This is a genomic window from Cohaesibacter sp. ES.047 (assembly GCF_900215505.1).
Classification (GTDB): Bacteria; Pseudomonadota; Alphaproteobacteria; order Rhizobiales; family Cohaesibacteraceae; genus Cohaesibacter.
This window is the reverse complement of the sequence record NZ_LT907844.1, coordinates 1908074-1921313: the sequence shown is the minus strand read 5'-3', so window position 1 is coordinate 1921313 and position 13240 is coordinate 1908074. Positions and strand designations below refer to the sequence as shown.

At 55.7% G+C, this 13240-nt stretch carries 12 protein-coding genes and 1 pseudogene; 8 read left to right on the top strand and 5 right to left on the bottom strand.

Features of this window, described 5'->3' with window-relative positions; genetic code table 11:
* Positions 1-36 precede the first annotated feature (36 nt).
* Complete coding sequence (locus tag CPH65_RS08795; protein WP_096173138.1) at positions 37-660, top strand: class GN sortase; 624 nt, start codon at positions 37-39, stop codon at positions 658-660.
* A 143-nt stretch (positions 661-803) separates the two neighbouring features.
* Positions 804-1706, top strand: coding sequence for a DMT family transporter (locus CPH65_RS08790; RefSeq protein WP_197703991.1), 903 nt, complete (start codon positions 804-806; stop codon positions 1704-1706).
* Positions 1707-1802: 96 nt separating this feature from the next.
* Here the strand turns inward: CPH65_RS08790 and CPH65_RS08785 are convergent, their stop codons facing one another.
* Positions 1803-3074 carry an NAD(P)/FAD-dependent oxidoreductase gene (locus CPH65_RS08785; RefSeq protein ID WP_096173137.1) on the bottom strand — a complete coding sequence of 424 codons (1272 nt, stop codon included), beginning with the start codon at positions 3072-3074 and terminating at the stop codon, positions 1803-1805.
* Positions 3075-3345: 271 nt separating this feature from the next.
* On the opposite strand from CPH65_RS08785, the gene uvrB reads away from it, so the two are divergent.
* Positions 3346-6033, top strand: a complete 2688-nt coding sequence (uvrB, locus tag CPH65_RS08780; RefSeq protein WP_096173136.1) for an excinuclease ABC subunit UvrB — start codon at positions 3346-3348, stop codon at positions 6031-6033.
* A gap of 301 nt (positions 6034-6334) precedes the next feature.
* Entirely contained in the window at positions 6335-6574 is a 240-nt protein-coding gene (locus tag CPH65_RS08775; protein ID WP_197703990.1) for a hypothetical protein, read from the top strand.
* Between the two features lie 66 nt (positions 6575-6640).
* On the opposite strand, the pseudogene CPH65_RS24510 reads toward CPH65_RS08775, so the two are convergent.
* A pseudogene (locus CPH65_RS24510) lies at positions 6641-7222 on the bottom strand (anaerobic C4-dicarboxylate transporter family protein).
* A gap of 271 nt (positions 7223-7493) precedes the next feature.
* Here CPH65_RS24510 and CPH65_RS08765 point away from each other — a divergent pair.
* Both CPH65_RS08765 and CPH65_RS08760 read left to right on the top strand, forming a co-directional pair.
* On the top strand, positions 7494-8537 hold the full coding sequence (locus tag CPH65_RS08765; RefSeq protein WP_157747579.1) for an endonuclease/exonuclease/phosphatase family protein: 1044 nt from the start codon (positions 7494-7496) through the stop codon (positions 8535-8537).
* A 169-nt stretch (positions 8538-8706) separates the two neighbouring features.
* Positions 8707-9072 carry a septal ring lytic transglycosylase RlpA family protein gene (locus CPH65_RS08760; protein ID WP_371359439.1) on the top strand — a complete coding sequence of 122 codons (366 nt, stop codon included), beginning with the start codon at positions 8707-8709 and terminating at the stop codon, positions 9070-9072.
* A 12-nt stretch (positions 9073-9084) separates the two neighbouring features.
* Here CPH65_RS08760 and CPH65_RS08755 read toward each other — a convergent pair whose 3' ends face one another.
* The 3 genes from CPH65_RS08755 to CPH65_RS08745 all read right to left on the bottom strand — a co-directional run bounded on the left by CPH65_RS08755 (position 9085) and on the right by CPH65_RS08745 (position 11130).
* Positions 9085-10047 (bottom strand): DUF1402 family protein, encoded by a 963-nt coding sequence (locus CPH65_RS08755; RefSeq protein ID WP_096176316.1) that lies wholly within the window; start codon positions 10045-10047, stop codon positions 9085-9087.
* Between the two features lie 153 nt (positions 10048-10200).
* Positions 10201-10452 carry a DUF2164 domain-containing protein gene (locus CPH65_RS08750; protein ID WP_096173134.1) on the bottom strand — a complete coding sequence of 84 codons (252 nt, stop codon included), beginning with the start codon at positions 10450-10452 and terminating at the stop codon, positions 10201-10203.
* A gap of 42 nt (positions 10453-10494) precedes the next feature.
* Entirely contained in the window at positions 10495-11130 is a 636-nt protein-coding gene (locus tag CPH65_RS08745; RefSeq protein ID WP_096176315.1) for an MBL fold metallo-hydrolase, read from the bottom strand.
* A 278-nt stretch (positions 11131-11408) separates the two neighbouring features.
* Between CPH65_RS08745 and CPH65_RS08740 the strand changes: the two genes are divergently transcribed.
* Positions 11409-12113 carry a hypothetical protein gene (locus CPH65_RS08740; protein ID WP_096173133.1) on the top strand — a complete coding sequence of 235 codons (705 nt, stop codon included), beginning with the start codon at positions 11409-11411 and terminating at the stop codon, positions 12111-12113.
* 116 nt (positions 12114-12229) lie between these two features.
* The gene (locus CPH65_RS08735; protein WP_244574575.1) at positions 12230-13111 is read left to right on the top strand and encodes a 23S rRNA (adenine(2030)-N(6))-methyltransferase RlmJ; all 882 of its coding nucleotides are present in this window, start codon (positions 12230-12232) and stop codon (positions 13109-13111) included.
* Positions 13112-13240: the final 129 nt, after the last annotated feature.

Genomic DNA, 13240 nt, shown 5'->3' with positions numbered 1-13240 from the left:
TGAAGAACGGCGCCCCGACGCGAAAGGCATCAAAGCTTGCGTAAACAGAAATCCAGCTCCTCCGGCCTAAACAGACCAATCTTCGCGACAAGCCTTCTTCTGGGCCTCATAGGGTGTGGCCTTGTGGCGTGGGGCCTCTGGATTCCGGCAAAGGCGGAGCTGGCGCAATATCTACTTGAGCGGGCCTGGCAGCAGGGTCGCGTCTCCGGCAAACCGGTCAAGGCATGGTCATGGGCTGACAGCTGGCCGGTCGCCCGCCTGACCATCCCATCGCTTGATTTCGAAGCCATCATCCTGAGCGAGGCCGGAGGCGAAAGCCTTGCATTCGGGCCCGTCCTGCTCAACCAATCCGCACCGATTGGCAGCAATGGCACCAGCATCATTTCGGCGCACAGGGATACCCACTTCAAGGCAATGGCGCAATTGAAACAGGGCGACTTCGTCACCGTTGAAACTCTTGATGGCAGCCGCGACACCTACCGGATCGAAAGCTTGCGCACCGCGCGCTGGGACCAGTCCGGCCTCAGCCCAAATGGCATGGAACCGCGCCTTGCCCTTACCTCCTGTTGGCCGTTCGACGCCATTACACCGGGTCCAATGCGGTTCATTGCCGAAGGATCTCTGGTCAAGAAAACCGCCCGGCTGACCGCATCGCAGTGACAGGTAACGGGCTGAACTCAGACATTCCGGAGCCCAGATCAAAAATAATTTGATTGCTCATAATGACAGATTGGCCTAAAACCGGGTCTCCGCGCCACACCTCCGCTGGCCGCTTTTCCACCCACTGAATGACAGGTGCTCAGATGTCCCGCTGGACCGCGAACCTATTGATGATACTGGCCGCCTCCATCTGGGGTGCAGCGTTCGTTGCCCAATCAACGGCCATGGACTCCATGGGCCCGCTCGGCTTCAACGGCGCTCGTTTTCTGCTCTCTGCCCTTGTCGTGGCTCCCTTTGCCTGGATGGAATTCAAGCGCAGCAAACAGCGTCTGACGCGCTCCGGCTACATCAAGGCTGTGCAGGTTGGCATTGTCTTTTTCATTGCCATCACCACCCAGCAATATGGCTTCTATACCACCTCGGTTACCAATGCAGGGTTCCTGACCGCACTCTATGTGGTGCTGACACCGATCATGGGTATCGTGATCTTCCGGACCATGCCAAGCCCCTTGATCTGGCCGATCGTTGCTCTGTCCATGACCGGAGCCTACTTGCTGACTGGCAGTCTTGAAGCCATGCGTGTCGGTGATTTGTTGATGGTTATCAGCGCCCTTTTCTGGGCCTTGCAGATCATCTTCATCGGTCGTCTTGTCACTGAGCAGGGCAATCCCGTGATGATCGCGACAGTCCAATTCTTGACGACAGGCATCATCGGTGCCGTTGCGGGTTTGTTTCTCGAACCGATGCAATTGTCCAACTTTAGCGGGGCCTGGATGGAGATTGCCTATACCGGCATCCTCTCCGGTGGCCTGTCCTTTACACTGCAGGCCATCGCTCAGCGCTACACGCCACCGTCCGATGCCGCGATCCTTCTGTCGAGCGAGAGCCTGTTTGCCGCTATATTCGGTGCGCTGCTGCTGGGTGAACGCCTGTTCCCCACGCAGATGCTCGGCTGCGCCCTGATCTTCTCCTGCATCCTGCTCGTTGAACTGCTGCCGCTTGTGCAAAGACGCTTTGGCCGCAAGCGTGCCAATCAAGCAGCCTGAACCGTCAAACGCCGCCACCCCCACAGGCACAACAAAAACCCTGCCCGGAATACCCGGACAGGGTCTTGATCATTCGGTCACGAAGGCAAGCCCTGATCAGGATTTGATCTTCGCAATGTCGAGGAACTTAAGCACCGCGCGTTCGTAATAGGGCTCGGTTTCTCCTTTGCGGATCTTGCGCAGGAAATACTTCTCAAACGCAATCTTGGCCAGATGCACCCATTTGCCCTGCCCCGAATAGTTGGTGTTGCGGGGCGGAATCTGAGGCATTGCCACAAAGGCCAGCCCGGAGTCGCCAAAGTCGGCCAGACAGATGGCGTTCCACGTCGCTTCGTGGGTCGGCTCTTTGCCTTTTTCGATCTCGGCCATGTTCTGCGCTGCAGCCGTGACCATGGATTCGATCATATAACCGGTCTTGGGAACGCCCACAGGCACAGGGGTCTTCTCGTAAGGCGGGATGGCAATGCACACGCCAATGCCAAAGATGTTGGGATATTTCGGATTGCGCTGATGCTTGTCAACAATCACGAAACCGCGCGGATTGACCAGCCCTTCGATGCCTTGCAAGGCAGGAATGCCCCGGAAAGCAGGCAGCATCATTGAATGCTTGAAAGGCAGCTCGTGCTTGGTCTTCGGCTCGCCATTCTCATCGCATTCGGTGACATGCATGACGCCTTCTTCGATCTTGTCCACCTTGGCGTTGGTGATCCATTTGACGGTGCGATCGCGGAACGCGGATTCCAGCATCCCCTTGGTATCGCCAACCCCGCCAAGCCCGAGATGACCCACATAGGGCTCTGAAGTCACAAAGGTCATCGGCACCTTGTCGCGGATCTTGCGCTTGCGAAGGTCGGTGTCAAAAATCATGGCCGTTTCATAGGCCGGGCCATAGCAGGATGCCCCCTGAACCGCACCAACCACGATCGGGCCGGGATCCTGACAGAAGGCCTCCCACTTCTCAAAACCCGCGGTCGCATGGTCCACATCGCAAACCGAGATCGTGTTGCCTTCCGGCCCCAGCCCTTCAATTTCGTCAAAGGCCAGCTCCGGTCCGGTCGCGATCACCAGATAATCATACGAGATGCTGCTGCCATCGCTAAGGCCAACCGAATTATTCGCCGGATCAAGGCTTTCAGCGGAGGCGCAGATGAACTCCACCTTGTTCTTGGGCAAAACAGTCGCCAGATCGAGTGTGATGTCTTTTTTGTCCCGCCAGCCGACAGCCACCCAGGGATTGGACGGGGTGAACTGGAAAAACGGCTTGTTCGAAACAACCGTCACCTTGTCGGTCTTTTTCATTTCCTGCCGGAATTCATAAGCAGCGGAAAGACCGCCAAGACCTCCACCCAGTACCACTACATGCGTCATTTCTTCCTCCTAAATCCGGCTCCTCCTATATGCTGGCTCTTAAAACAGGAGCCAGCCCCAGCCAGATAATTAATACATATTCTAATATTAGAATGTTTTAATACACTAAACTATTGATCATTGGGCGAATGAACGCGGGGCCTTTTCCGAGCGTCCAAACGCAAGAGTTTTCTTTTGCACCCCCTTCTTATTCCCTATTTGTTCCCTTATATTGAGGACTCACGCGAACAACCAATCCCCGGACGGGCATCAGGGCACAAGAGCGACAAGCATGGCGTCAGACAAGCGGAATAAACCGGACAAGCGCAATCAACCGGGACTGGGTGAAGCACCGCAGGCATCCTTTGATGCGGTCCCGATGCCGGACTCGATCGCCGATTGGGCCGAAGACATCACCAAAACCGCCGAAGCAACGGCCTCTGATACGGCAAAGCCGAAAAGCCCGACCACCAAAAGCAAAGCAGCGACAAAACCCAAGCGCAGCCCAAAGAAGGATGAGCCGAAAGCCAGCGCCCGGGATCGCGCCGCCGGTGGTCTCAATCCTGTTGCCGGCCTCGATATCTCGCTGGAGAAGGCCGAGGAACTGGAACGGGTCACCAAAGAGCGCAAGAAGGCCCAGAAGAAAAAGCGCAAGAGCGATGATCGCTCCGGCGTCACAGAAACGGTGCGCGCGCTGGAATCGCTCATTGAGCATGGCCGCCCGGAATTCATGGATGCCGAACCCTGGCGACCCCACCGCCCGGAACGCCCGGAAAAGTCCGAAGGTGGTTTCTCCTTTGAACTCAAGACCGACTTCTCACCTGCGGGCGACCAGCCGACCGCCATTGCCGATCTTGTTGAAGGCATCAACGACGGCGAAGCAACGCAGGTGCTCTTGGGGGTGACCGGCTCTGGCAAGACCTTCACCATGGCGCACATCATCGAGAAGACCCAGCGCCCTGCCCTGATCCTTGCGCCCAACAAGACCCTTGCCGCCCAGCTTTATGGCGAGTTCAAGAGTTTCTTTCCCAACAATGCGGTGGAATATTTCGTATCCTATTACGATTATTACCAGCCCGAAGCCTATGTGCCGCGCACGGACACCTTCATCGAGAAGGAAAGCACGATCAACGAACAGATCGACCGTATGCGCCACTCGGCAACCCGCTCCCTGCTTGAGCGCGACGACGTGATCATCATCGCCTCGGTCTCCTGCATTTACGGTATCGGCTCGGTCGAGACCTACACTGAGATGAGTTTCAAGATCGAGGTTGGCGACGAAATGGATCAGAGCCAGCTGATGGCCGATCTCGTCGCGCTGCAATACAAGCGCAACGATATGGCCTTCCAGCGCGGCACCTTCCGGGTCAGCGGCGACAGCGTCGAGATCTTCCCGGCCCACTATGAAGACCGCGCCTGGCGCATTTCCTTCTTTGGCGACGAGATTGAGGAAATCAAGGAATTCGACCCGCTCACCGGCCAGAAGATGGACGAGTTGGAGATGGTCAAGCTCTACGCCAACTCCCACTATGTCACCCCCCGCCCGACCCTCAATCAGGCCACCAAAAGCATCAAGAAAGAACTGGTCGAGCGCCTTGAAGAGCTGGAAGCCCATGGGCGCTTGCTCGAAGCACAGCGGCTCGAACAGCGCACCCGCTATGACCTCGAAATGCTCGAAGCGACCGGCGTCTGCCAGGGCATCGAGAACTATTCGCGCTATCTGACAGGGCGGCTGCCGGGCGAGCCGCCGCCGACCCTGTTCGAATATCTCCCCGACAATGCCCTGATTTTTGTCGACGAGAGTCACGTCACCATCGGTCAGCTCAACGCCATGTACCGGGGCGACTTTCGCCGAAAAGCCACGCTGGCGGAATATGGCTTCCGCCTGCCAAGCTGCATGGACAACCGCCCCTTGCGTTTTGAGGAGTGGGACGCCATGCGTCCGCAGACCGTCGCCGTGTCGGCAACCCCAAGCAACTGGGAAATGGAAGAGGCGGGCGGCGTGTTCGCCGAGCAGGTCATTCGCCCCACAGGCCTCACTGACCCGATCATCGAAATCCGCCCGGCCAAGACGCAGGTCGACGATCTACTCGGCGAAGTGAAGGAAAAGGCCAAGGCCGGCTTCCGCACGCTTGTCACCACCCTGACCAAGCGCATGGCAGAGGACCTTACCGAATATCTGCACGAGCAGGGCGTGCGGGTGCGCTACATGCACTCTGATGTCGATACCATCGAACGCATCGAGATCATCCGCGATCTGCGCCTTGGGGCCTTCGACGTGCTCGTTGGCATCAACCTCTTGCGCGAGGGTCTCGATATCCCCGAATGCGCGCTCGTGGCCATTCTCGACGCCGACAAGGAAGGCTTCCTGCGATCGGAAACATCGCTCATCCAGACCATCGGTCGCGCCGCCCGTAACGCCGAGGGCAAGGTCATCCTCTATGCCGACCGCATGACCGGCTCGATGGAACGCGCCATTGGTGAGACCAACCGCCGCCGCGAAAAGCAGCTCGCCTACAATGAAGAACACGGCATCACGCCAACGACGATCAAGAAGAACATCGGCGACATTCTCGGCTCGGTCTACGAAAGCGACCATGTCACCGTGGACAAGGGCCTCGCGGAAGATGTTCAGGCCGGGATCGGGCACAATCTCGAGGCCCATATCGAGGATATGGAAAACCGCATGAAGGAGGCCGCAGCCAACCTCGAATTCGAGGAAGCGGCAAGGCTCAGAGACGAGGTCAAGCGTCTACGCGAAACGGAACTGGCCATCGCCGACGACCCTCTCGCTCGCCAATCGAGCGTCGAGGACAAGGCGGGCAGTTATGGCGGGGCCAAGAAGTATGGCACATCGGCCAACCTGCCAAAGAACAGCCGCATCAAGCAGCCCGATCTCGACGACATGGGCCCCGGCACCGACCGGACCAGACCCAAGGGTGCCAGCACCGCCTCAAGACCAAAGCGCAGAAAGAGTTGATCGGCGGAACACAGAAAACTAGTTCGACAAGTATACCATTTATGGGAGAGTGGTTGGATAGTACGAAGGCCTAAAAGGCTATCGGTACAGTTAGGAACAGAGCAGAAACACTCCTAGCTGTATGCCCTTGGAGTCCTCATGCGAATCAGGCAAAGTAAAAGCCGGTACATCTGAACCATGTACCGGCTTAACTGTAACCGCAGTCAGCTAGGCTGCGTCGTGAATTCACCACGCTATTTTGATGGAATGCGTGGGAGACGTCAATGCTTCGCTGGCTCTTTTCAAAAGGAAAAGCCAGAGAATGGCAACTATACACCCTTTGACAGGGGTCAAACTGAATGAAGTTGAAATCGAACGCAAGGCTCTCAACTTCGAAGAAGCAGTAACAGCGCACTTGATGCGTATGACGGGCGAAAAATACAACATCATCGCCCAACACCTCGGCACCAACACCCATCGTTTGGGAGAGGTTTTCCGAGAAGAGGTACACCAGAGCGCTAAGCAAGTAGCCTCCCAACTGCTCACCACCGCTGCTGAATGAAACACTGCCCCGCCAGACCAATCTGGCGGGGCTTTTCAATTTGTAAGTTCAGCTCTCTCTGACACCCTACCCGATGACAATCTCGGCCAGCAGAAAGCCGACCACGGACCCGGTGATCACCGCCACAAGGCCAACCGCCATGAAGGAATGGTTGAAATACCATTTGCCGATCTTCGTGGTGCCCGATACATCGAAGTTGACCGTCGCAATGTCGGTCGGATAATTCGGAATGAAGAAATAGCCATAGACGGCTGGCATCAATCCGATCAGCAGCGCCGGTTCCAAGCCAAGCCCCAGACCAACCGGCAGCATCATGCGCGCCGTCACGGCCTGCGAGTTCACAACAACAGAAACGATGAACAGGGCCAAGGCAAAGGTCCATGGATATTACGTCACCATATCAACGATACCGGCCTGAAATTGCGGCATGGCATATTTGAAATAGGTGTCAGACATCCATGCAATCCCGAAAATTGCAATTGCGGCAACCATGCCCGACTTGAACACAACGCCATCAGGCACGGTGCGTGGTTGGGTCTTGGTTGCCAGCATGATGATACCGCCAAAGCACAGCATCATCATCTGGATCACAACAGACATGCTGATCGGCTTTTCGGCACCAGCCACGGTTCTCACCTCTGGCACCATTGCAATGAATACGCTGGATTCTGTCGCAATTCTGCAACAGCGCCATGTTGCGATCACACTCCCATCCATAGGACGGACACCAAGACCCCCTGCCCTCTTAAGTTTGCCACATCTGGTTTGCAATCTGTGATACACTCTACCAGGAGTGCATTCTTGCATAAGTTGAGATGATAAGGGGCAGGCCATGCAATATTACCATCTTCGTTATGATTTCAGAAACAAGCAAGACCGCGCGCGCGTCATTGAAAATCTCAAGCGCTTGAGAGAACAGATGACGAAATCTGTCCCCGCCAAGGACAGCGAGCGAACCCTGTTGTTGGCGACATGGAACCTCCGCGACTTCGACGCAAGCAAACGCTATGGCAATGGCCCTCGCCTCAAGGAGAGCCTCTATTACATCGCCGAGGTGATATCCCGCTTCGACTTTGTCGCCGTTCAGGAAGTCAACGAACTGGGCGAGTGGAAGCAAGTCATGCGCCTTCTGGGCGATCACTGGGATTATATCTGCACGGATGTGACTGACTATAAGTTGGGCGGCAATGGCGAGCGCCTACTCTATGCCTTTGACCGCCGCAAGGTTCAGTTCCGCAACATCGCAGGTGAAATCGTCCTACCCAACAACATGCTCGTCTCTTCGGTGACTACCGAGCTCGACGGCGCCAAGCTCTATTCGGGCAAACAATTCCGCCGCACGCCTTTCCTCGCCTCCTTCCAGTCCAACTGGTTCAAGTTCGACATCTGCACGGTGCACATCTATTACGGAGCCGGCAGCGGGGCAAAGCTTAAGCAGCGGATCGAGGAAATAGAGCGCATCGCCAAATATTTCGGACGCCGCGCCGACGCCGCCGAGAAAGACGGCAAAGCATTGATCCTGCTTGGGGATTTCAACATAGTCCACCCCGACCACAAAACCATGAAAGCACTGGAAGACCATGATTTCAAGATCCCCAGGGCACTTAATCGCCCGAGCAATCTTGATATGACCAAATATTACGACCAGATAGCCTTTCGCGCGCACCAGAAGGTTCTCGATTTCATCGACACACCGGATCCTGCCCAAGCAAACGCAAAAGCCGGCATTGTCGAGCTGTTCAGCGCCGTCTTCCGCGACGGGGACTTTGATCAGTACAAGGACAACGCCAGCAAGACCACCAGCGGCAAGAAGGTGCTGAATGGCACCTCCAACGATCACGAGACGCTGGAAAGCTACTATGAGGAATGGCGCACGTTCCAGTTTTCCGATCACAAACCCATGTGGGTGTGTATCGATTCTGACGATGCTGATGAGTATCTCGACTTGATCAGCTCTGAATGAAGACCTCACACCAACTGTTGCACAACAGCAACAGCGCAGAGGAATGGCACAATTTGGCACGATTACGCCATTCCGACCACATTCTGGCCGAACTGGATATCCATACGAACCCGGTTACCGATTACCAAGACCCAACCAAACCGGAGCGGCGGGAAGAAAGACGACCACAATGAAACGACTGACCACTGCCATGCTGATTTGCGCCAGCATGCTGTTCCTAACCGTTCTTAAAGACGTTGCCCATGCGGACGAGGATCGTCAATGCGGCAAGGCTTCCTGGTATCAGCTGACCACCAGAACCGCGTCGGGCGAATATGCCGACCCGGAGAAAATGACTGCGGCTCATCGCAAGCTCAAATTCGGGCACGTGATCGAGGTGGAGAATATGCGCAACGGCAAAAAAGTGATCGTTCGTGTCAATGATCGCGGCCCGTTCATCAAGGGCCGCATTCTTGACGTCAGCCGCATCGCGGCGCAAAAACTGGGCTTCATCCGGGCAGGAACCACGAAAGTCTGCTTTCGCATCCTCAAGTGAAGCCGCTGGGCATTAGTCCTTTTTCTTGGCGCTCTTGCCGCTGATCAAAGCTCTTAGGTCTTCAACCTTGTCATTGACCAGCCATCCATAATAATTTTCACGCGGCCAGATCCGCTTGCCTGACTGCTTTATTTTTCGGCGCAAGGCATGCGCCCGTTCCTGCGGACTTCCAACATTGTAGAGCGTCGCCGTGATGCCGGGATTTTTCGAGATATCCATCCCCGCGACATCGCGATACTCATCAATCGATTTGCGGATCAACGCTGCCATGAAGGCAAGCGAAATGTCCGGCTCCATGATGGCCTTGTACACCTCGGCGGCGTCATTTTCGTCGAGCTTGCGATAGCCGGATTTCTTGTGCACCAGATCGGAGAGCTTCAACGCGGTGAGCGGATTGATCTGTCCAAGTCCAAAGGTCTGGCCACTGTAAAAAGGCTGGAAGAAGACCTTGCTGAAGCGATCTTTCGGAAAAGCCTTTTCATCGACCGTCTTGCCCATGAATTCCTTTTTCCAGACGGCCTGTCGACAGCCCCAGAGATCATAGGATTCCTTGATATCCTTACAGTCTTCGAACTGTGGTCGCTCCAAAAACTCCTCGATGCTTTCCCCTTCATATTCGAAGCGGAAGCGGCTGCCGGTATACATCGCGGCCTTGGCATAATAGGTCTGAAGGTGGTCATAGACATCGATGTTGTAGGTGTGCTCCCCCACCAACGCCCCGACCATGTGGATCGGATCGATATCGTATTTCTTGGCAACCTTCTTGATTTTGGCCAAGAGCTTACGATCTGTCGCGAGCAATTCGCGCACCTTCTCGTATTTCTTCTCGAAGCTCGATTTGCTGGACCGGGTCCTAAGAAACGATGATCGGGGGATCTTGGGCTGTGTCTTGAAGCGGTTCCCCTCGGGAACGGTATAAACGCCTTTTGCTTCTGCCCGTTCCATCTCCAGAACGGGGGCTGCAACAAGCAACATCAATCCGAAAACAAGTCCAAACTTCACGACGTCCCCCCCACGGGCTTTCCAACTGGTCGAAATAAAGGAAACCAGAATAGTCATTATTAATCGCAATGGCGGAGCAAGTCTATTCTTGCTTTTTGCCAAACCGTTGCAGAAGTCCTGAATGCGTCACGCGCCGTCAAGCGGCATTTCCATGGCATAAAGCGCATCCGTGAACTCATCCATTTGTTTATCCAGCAAGGCACGCGCGTCCAGAAGGCCCTTGTTGTAGAACACCGGCCCCAGCGTCCTCGCCAGATGATCAAGCAGGAACTCTGCTTCAAAACGCCCAAGATCCTGATCGAGTTCCTTGCCGAAATACGCCTGAAGCATCTGCGATAGATGCGTCTTCTCATCGTGCGTGAACTCTATTCCAGCCATCTCATCCCCTATTCAATTTTTTGTGAAACAGACACGGCTGCCTCAGAGATCCTGAAGAAAGGGATTGTTCCGGCGCTCTTCGCCAATGGTGGAGTGATTCCCGTGCCCGCAAATGAAGGCGACATCATCCCCGAGCGGCAGGATCTTGTCCCGGATCGAGGCAAGCAGGGTCGCATGATCCCCACCTGGCAGATCGGTCCGTCCAACCGAGCCGTTAAACAGGACGTCCCCCATAATGGCAAACTGCGCATCGGCATTGTAGAAGACCACATGCCCCGGCGCATGACCCGGACAATGCAACACATCAAAGGTCATACCGGCAATGTCGACGGTGTCGCCCTCGACCAGCCAGCGGTCTGGCTCGACCGGCTTGGCAGCAGGCACCCCGAACTGGATCGCCTGATCGGCCACCCGCTCCATCAACATCCGATCCGCCTCGTGCGGGCCTTCGACCTCCACATCCAGCGCATCGCGCAATTCCGCCGCGCCGCCGACATGATCGATATGGCCATGGGTGATAAGGATCCGCTCAACATCGATTTTCTCATGGTCGAGCACTTTCAGAATCTGCTCGACATCTCCGCCCGGATCAACCACGACGCCCTTGCCGGTTTCCTCGTCCCAGATCAGCGTGCAATTCTGCTGAAAGGGTGTTACGGGGATGATTGCAACTTTCATTCTGATATCCTGCTCAAACTGGAATGGAACAACGCCGGTCACCAAGCAACTGTCGATCAGCGCACTCAGCTTTGCTTAACGCACTTCACTGCAAATGAAAACAATGGACAAGCCAGTTTCAGACGCGACAATCGGACTGTTGCCCTTATGCCGATTGTGGATCAATCTTCTAATTATCGACATCAGGCTCGTCCAAAATATCAAGTCGTGGAACTGTCCTTCCAACACCGAGTCAGCTATTCTCTTTTCACATATCGGAACATCCGGGAGTGTTGGCAATGCGCCGCCTATCAATTTCAAACTCTGACAAGGCAACTGCAATCGCTTCGAGCAACCACCTTGCGCGCAACACCGGCCTGACATTTGGCCTTTGGCTGCTTGCTGCTCTGGCTCTTTTCTTGAGTACACTCAGGGTGCAGGCGGTCGAAGTGCCGCAGCGCCTGATCGACAATCACCGCGCAACGATGGGCTGCTGGCTTGCCGACATCGATGATGATGAATTGAAAGACCGAGCTATCGTAATCTCACTGGGGGTTCAGACGCTCTACGGCTTCATCTGCTCCTCCAGCCTGTCCGGTGACAGCTTCCGGCTCTATCAGGTTGAGGATGGGCGCAACGAATGGGCCAACCTACTGTCCTTTCCCCAACTGGATACCAAACTTGGCTGGTACGCCACGAGCCTGCTGCAAAAGCCCACATGGGACGAGAAGAACAAGCTTCTGCGGTCAGAAGTTCCCAAGAAGGGCACCGCCAGCAGTTGCCGCCAGTTCAGCATCTTCGCTTGGGAGAAGGGCCGCTTTCACATTGCCCAGATCGGCCTCAGCGGTGATTGCGAGGAGAATATGGACGGCAAGGATCTGATCATCTACCCCATTGTCGAAGAGGTCGAGAAGGGTGAAGCGTCCGGACTTGTCGATGACGGGGATGAGACAGCAGAAGACGAGACGCCCAGCGAGAGCAAAAGCGACGACGCAAAGCAATAGGGACAATGCCAAAGCCCGGCTTCAAACGGCATCCTGATTGACAGATCGAACAGGCTCGGTCATACCGCGCCAAGCTTTCGCCTGCCCGTTTGACCCCATGCTGCCCGTTTCACCCCATGCTTCAAGGCTGTTTCGCTTCCATGAACTACCGCCATATCTATCACGCCGGAAATTTTGCCGACTGCCTCAAGCATATCGTCCTGACGCGCATCCTCATACATCTGGGCAAAAAGGATAAGCCCTTCTTCTGCCTCGACAGCCATGCGGGCACTGGTCTTTACGATATCTCGGGTGATCAAGCGCAAAAAACCGGAGAATGGCAGCAGGGCATAGCGCGCCTCATGGCTGAACGGGACAAGGGCCTCCCACCCGTCCTCAAAGAGATTTGCGACCCTTATTTCGATCTCATAGACCAGCTCAATCCAGATGGGCACATCACCACCTACCCCGGCTCGCCCAAACTGATCGCCATGATGAGCCGACCGCAGGACCGGGCTTTTTTCATCGAAAAACACCCCGATGACGCCGATGAGCTTGCCATCCATTGCGGCCGTGACCGGCGACTGCATGTCCGGCAGGATGATGGTTGGGTGGCCTTGCGGTCCGATCTGCCCCCCAAGGAACGCCGCGGTGTCGTGCTGATCGACCCGCCCTATGAGCAAGAGAACGAGTATGAACGGCTGATCGCGGAGTTCCTGAAGGGATACAAGCGCTGGTCAACAGGCATCTATTGTCTGTGGTATCCCATCAAGGCCCGGCGCACCGTCGACCGCGCGGCAGAGGCGTTGCAAGAGGCAGGCATCGCCAACAGCCTCAGAGCCGAGCTTGTCATTCAGAAGCTCGACACCGCCAAACGCCTCAATGGAACGGGACTGTTCATCATCAACCCGCCTTACACGCTGCATGACGAACTGGAACAATTATTGCCTTTCCTCGCCCGCACGTTGGGAGAGACCGCCCATCGGTCTTATCTCGAGTGGATTTGCCCGCCCGCCTGATCCATGCTTGCCAGGCCCGCCAGGCCCGAATGCATCCCCTTACCCTCGTTAGCAAATCCGTCCGGGATGATGCGGAAACGCACAGTCGGACAGACAGCAGTCACAATCGAACAGACACATTTAGCAACA

Excerpts from the sequence above, each read along its gene's own strand:
- CPH65_RS08775 (WP_197703990.1), top strand. The coding sequence starts at position 6,335 with ATGGCAACTATACACCCTTTGACAGGGGTCAAACTGAATGAAGTTGAA.
- CPH65_RS08755 (WP_096176316.1), bottom strand. The coding sequence starts at position 10,047 with ATGTTGCTTGTTGCAGCCCCCGTTCTGGAGATGGAACGGGCAGAAGCA.
- CPH65_RS08785 (WP_096173137.1), bottom strand. The coding sequence starts at position 3,074 with ATGACGCATGTAGTGGTACTGGGTGGAGGTCTTGGCGGTCTTTCCGCT.
- CPH65_RS08740 (WP_096173133.1), top strand. The coding sequence starts at position 11,409 with ATGCGCCGCCTATCAATTTCAAACTCTGACAAGGCAACTGCAATCGCT.
- CPH65_RS08745 (WP_096176315.1), bottom strand. The coding sequence starts at position 11,130 with ATGAAAGTTGCAATCATCCCCGTAACACCCTTTCAGCAGAATTGCACG.
- CPH65_RS08735 (WP_244574575.1), top strand. The coding sequence starts at position 12,230 with ATGCTTCAAGGCTGTTTCGCTTCCATGAACTACCGCCATATCTATCAC.
- CPH65_RS08765 (WP_157747579.1), top strand. The coding sequence starts at position 7,494 with ATGACGAAATCTGTCCCCGCCAAGGACAGCGAGCGAACCCTGTTGTTG.
- uvrB (WP_096173136.1), top strand. The coding sequence starts at position 3,346 with ATGGCGTCAGACAAGCGGAATAAACCGGACAAGCGCAATCAACCGGGA.
- CPH65_RS08760 (WP_371359439.1), top strand. The coding sequence starts at position 8,707 with ATGAAACGACTGACCACTGCCATGCTGATTTGCGCCAGCATGCTGTTC.
- CPH65_RS08750 (WP_096173134.1), bottom strand. The coding sequence starts at position 10,452 with ATGGCTGGAATAGAGTTCACGCACGATGAGAAGACGCATCTATCGCAG.
- CPH65_RS08790 (WP_197703991.1), top strand. The coding sequence starts at position 804 with ATGTCCCGCTGGACCGCGAACCTATTGATGATACTGGCCGCCTCCATC.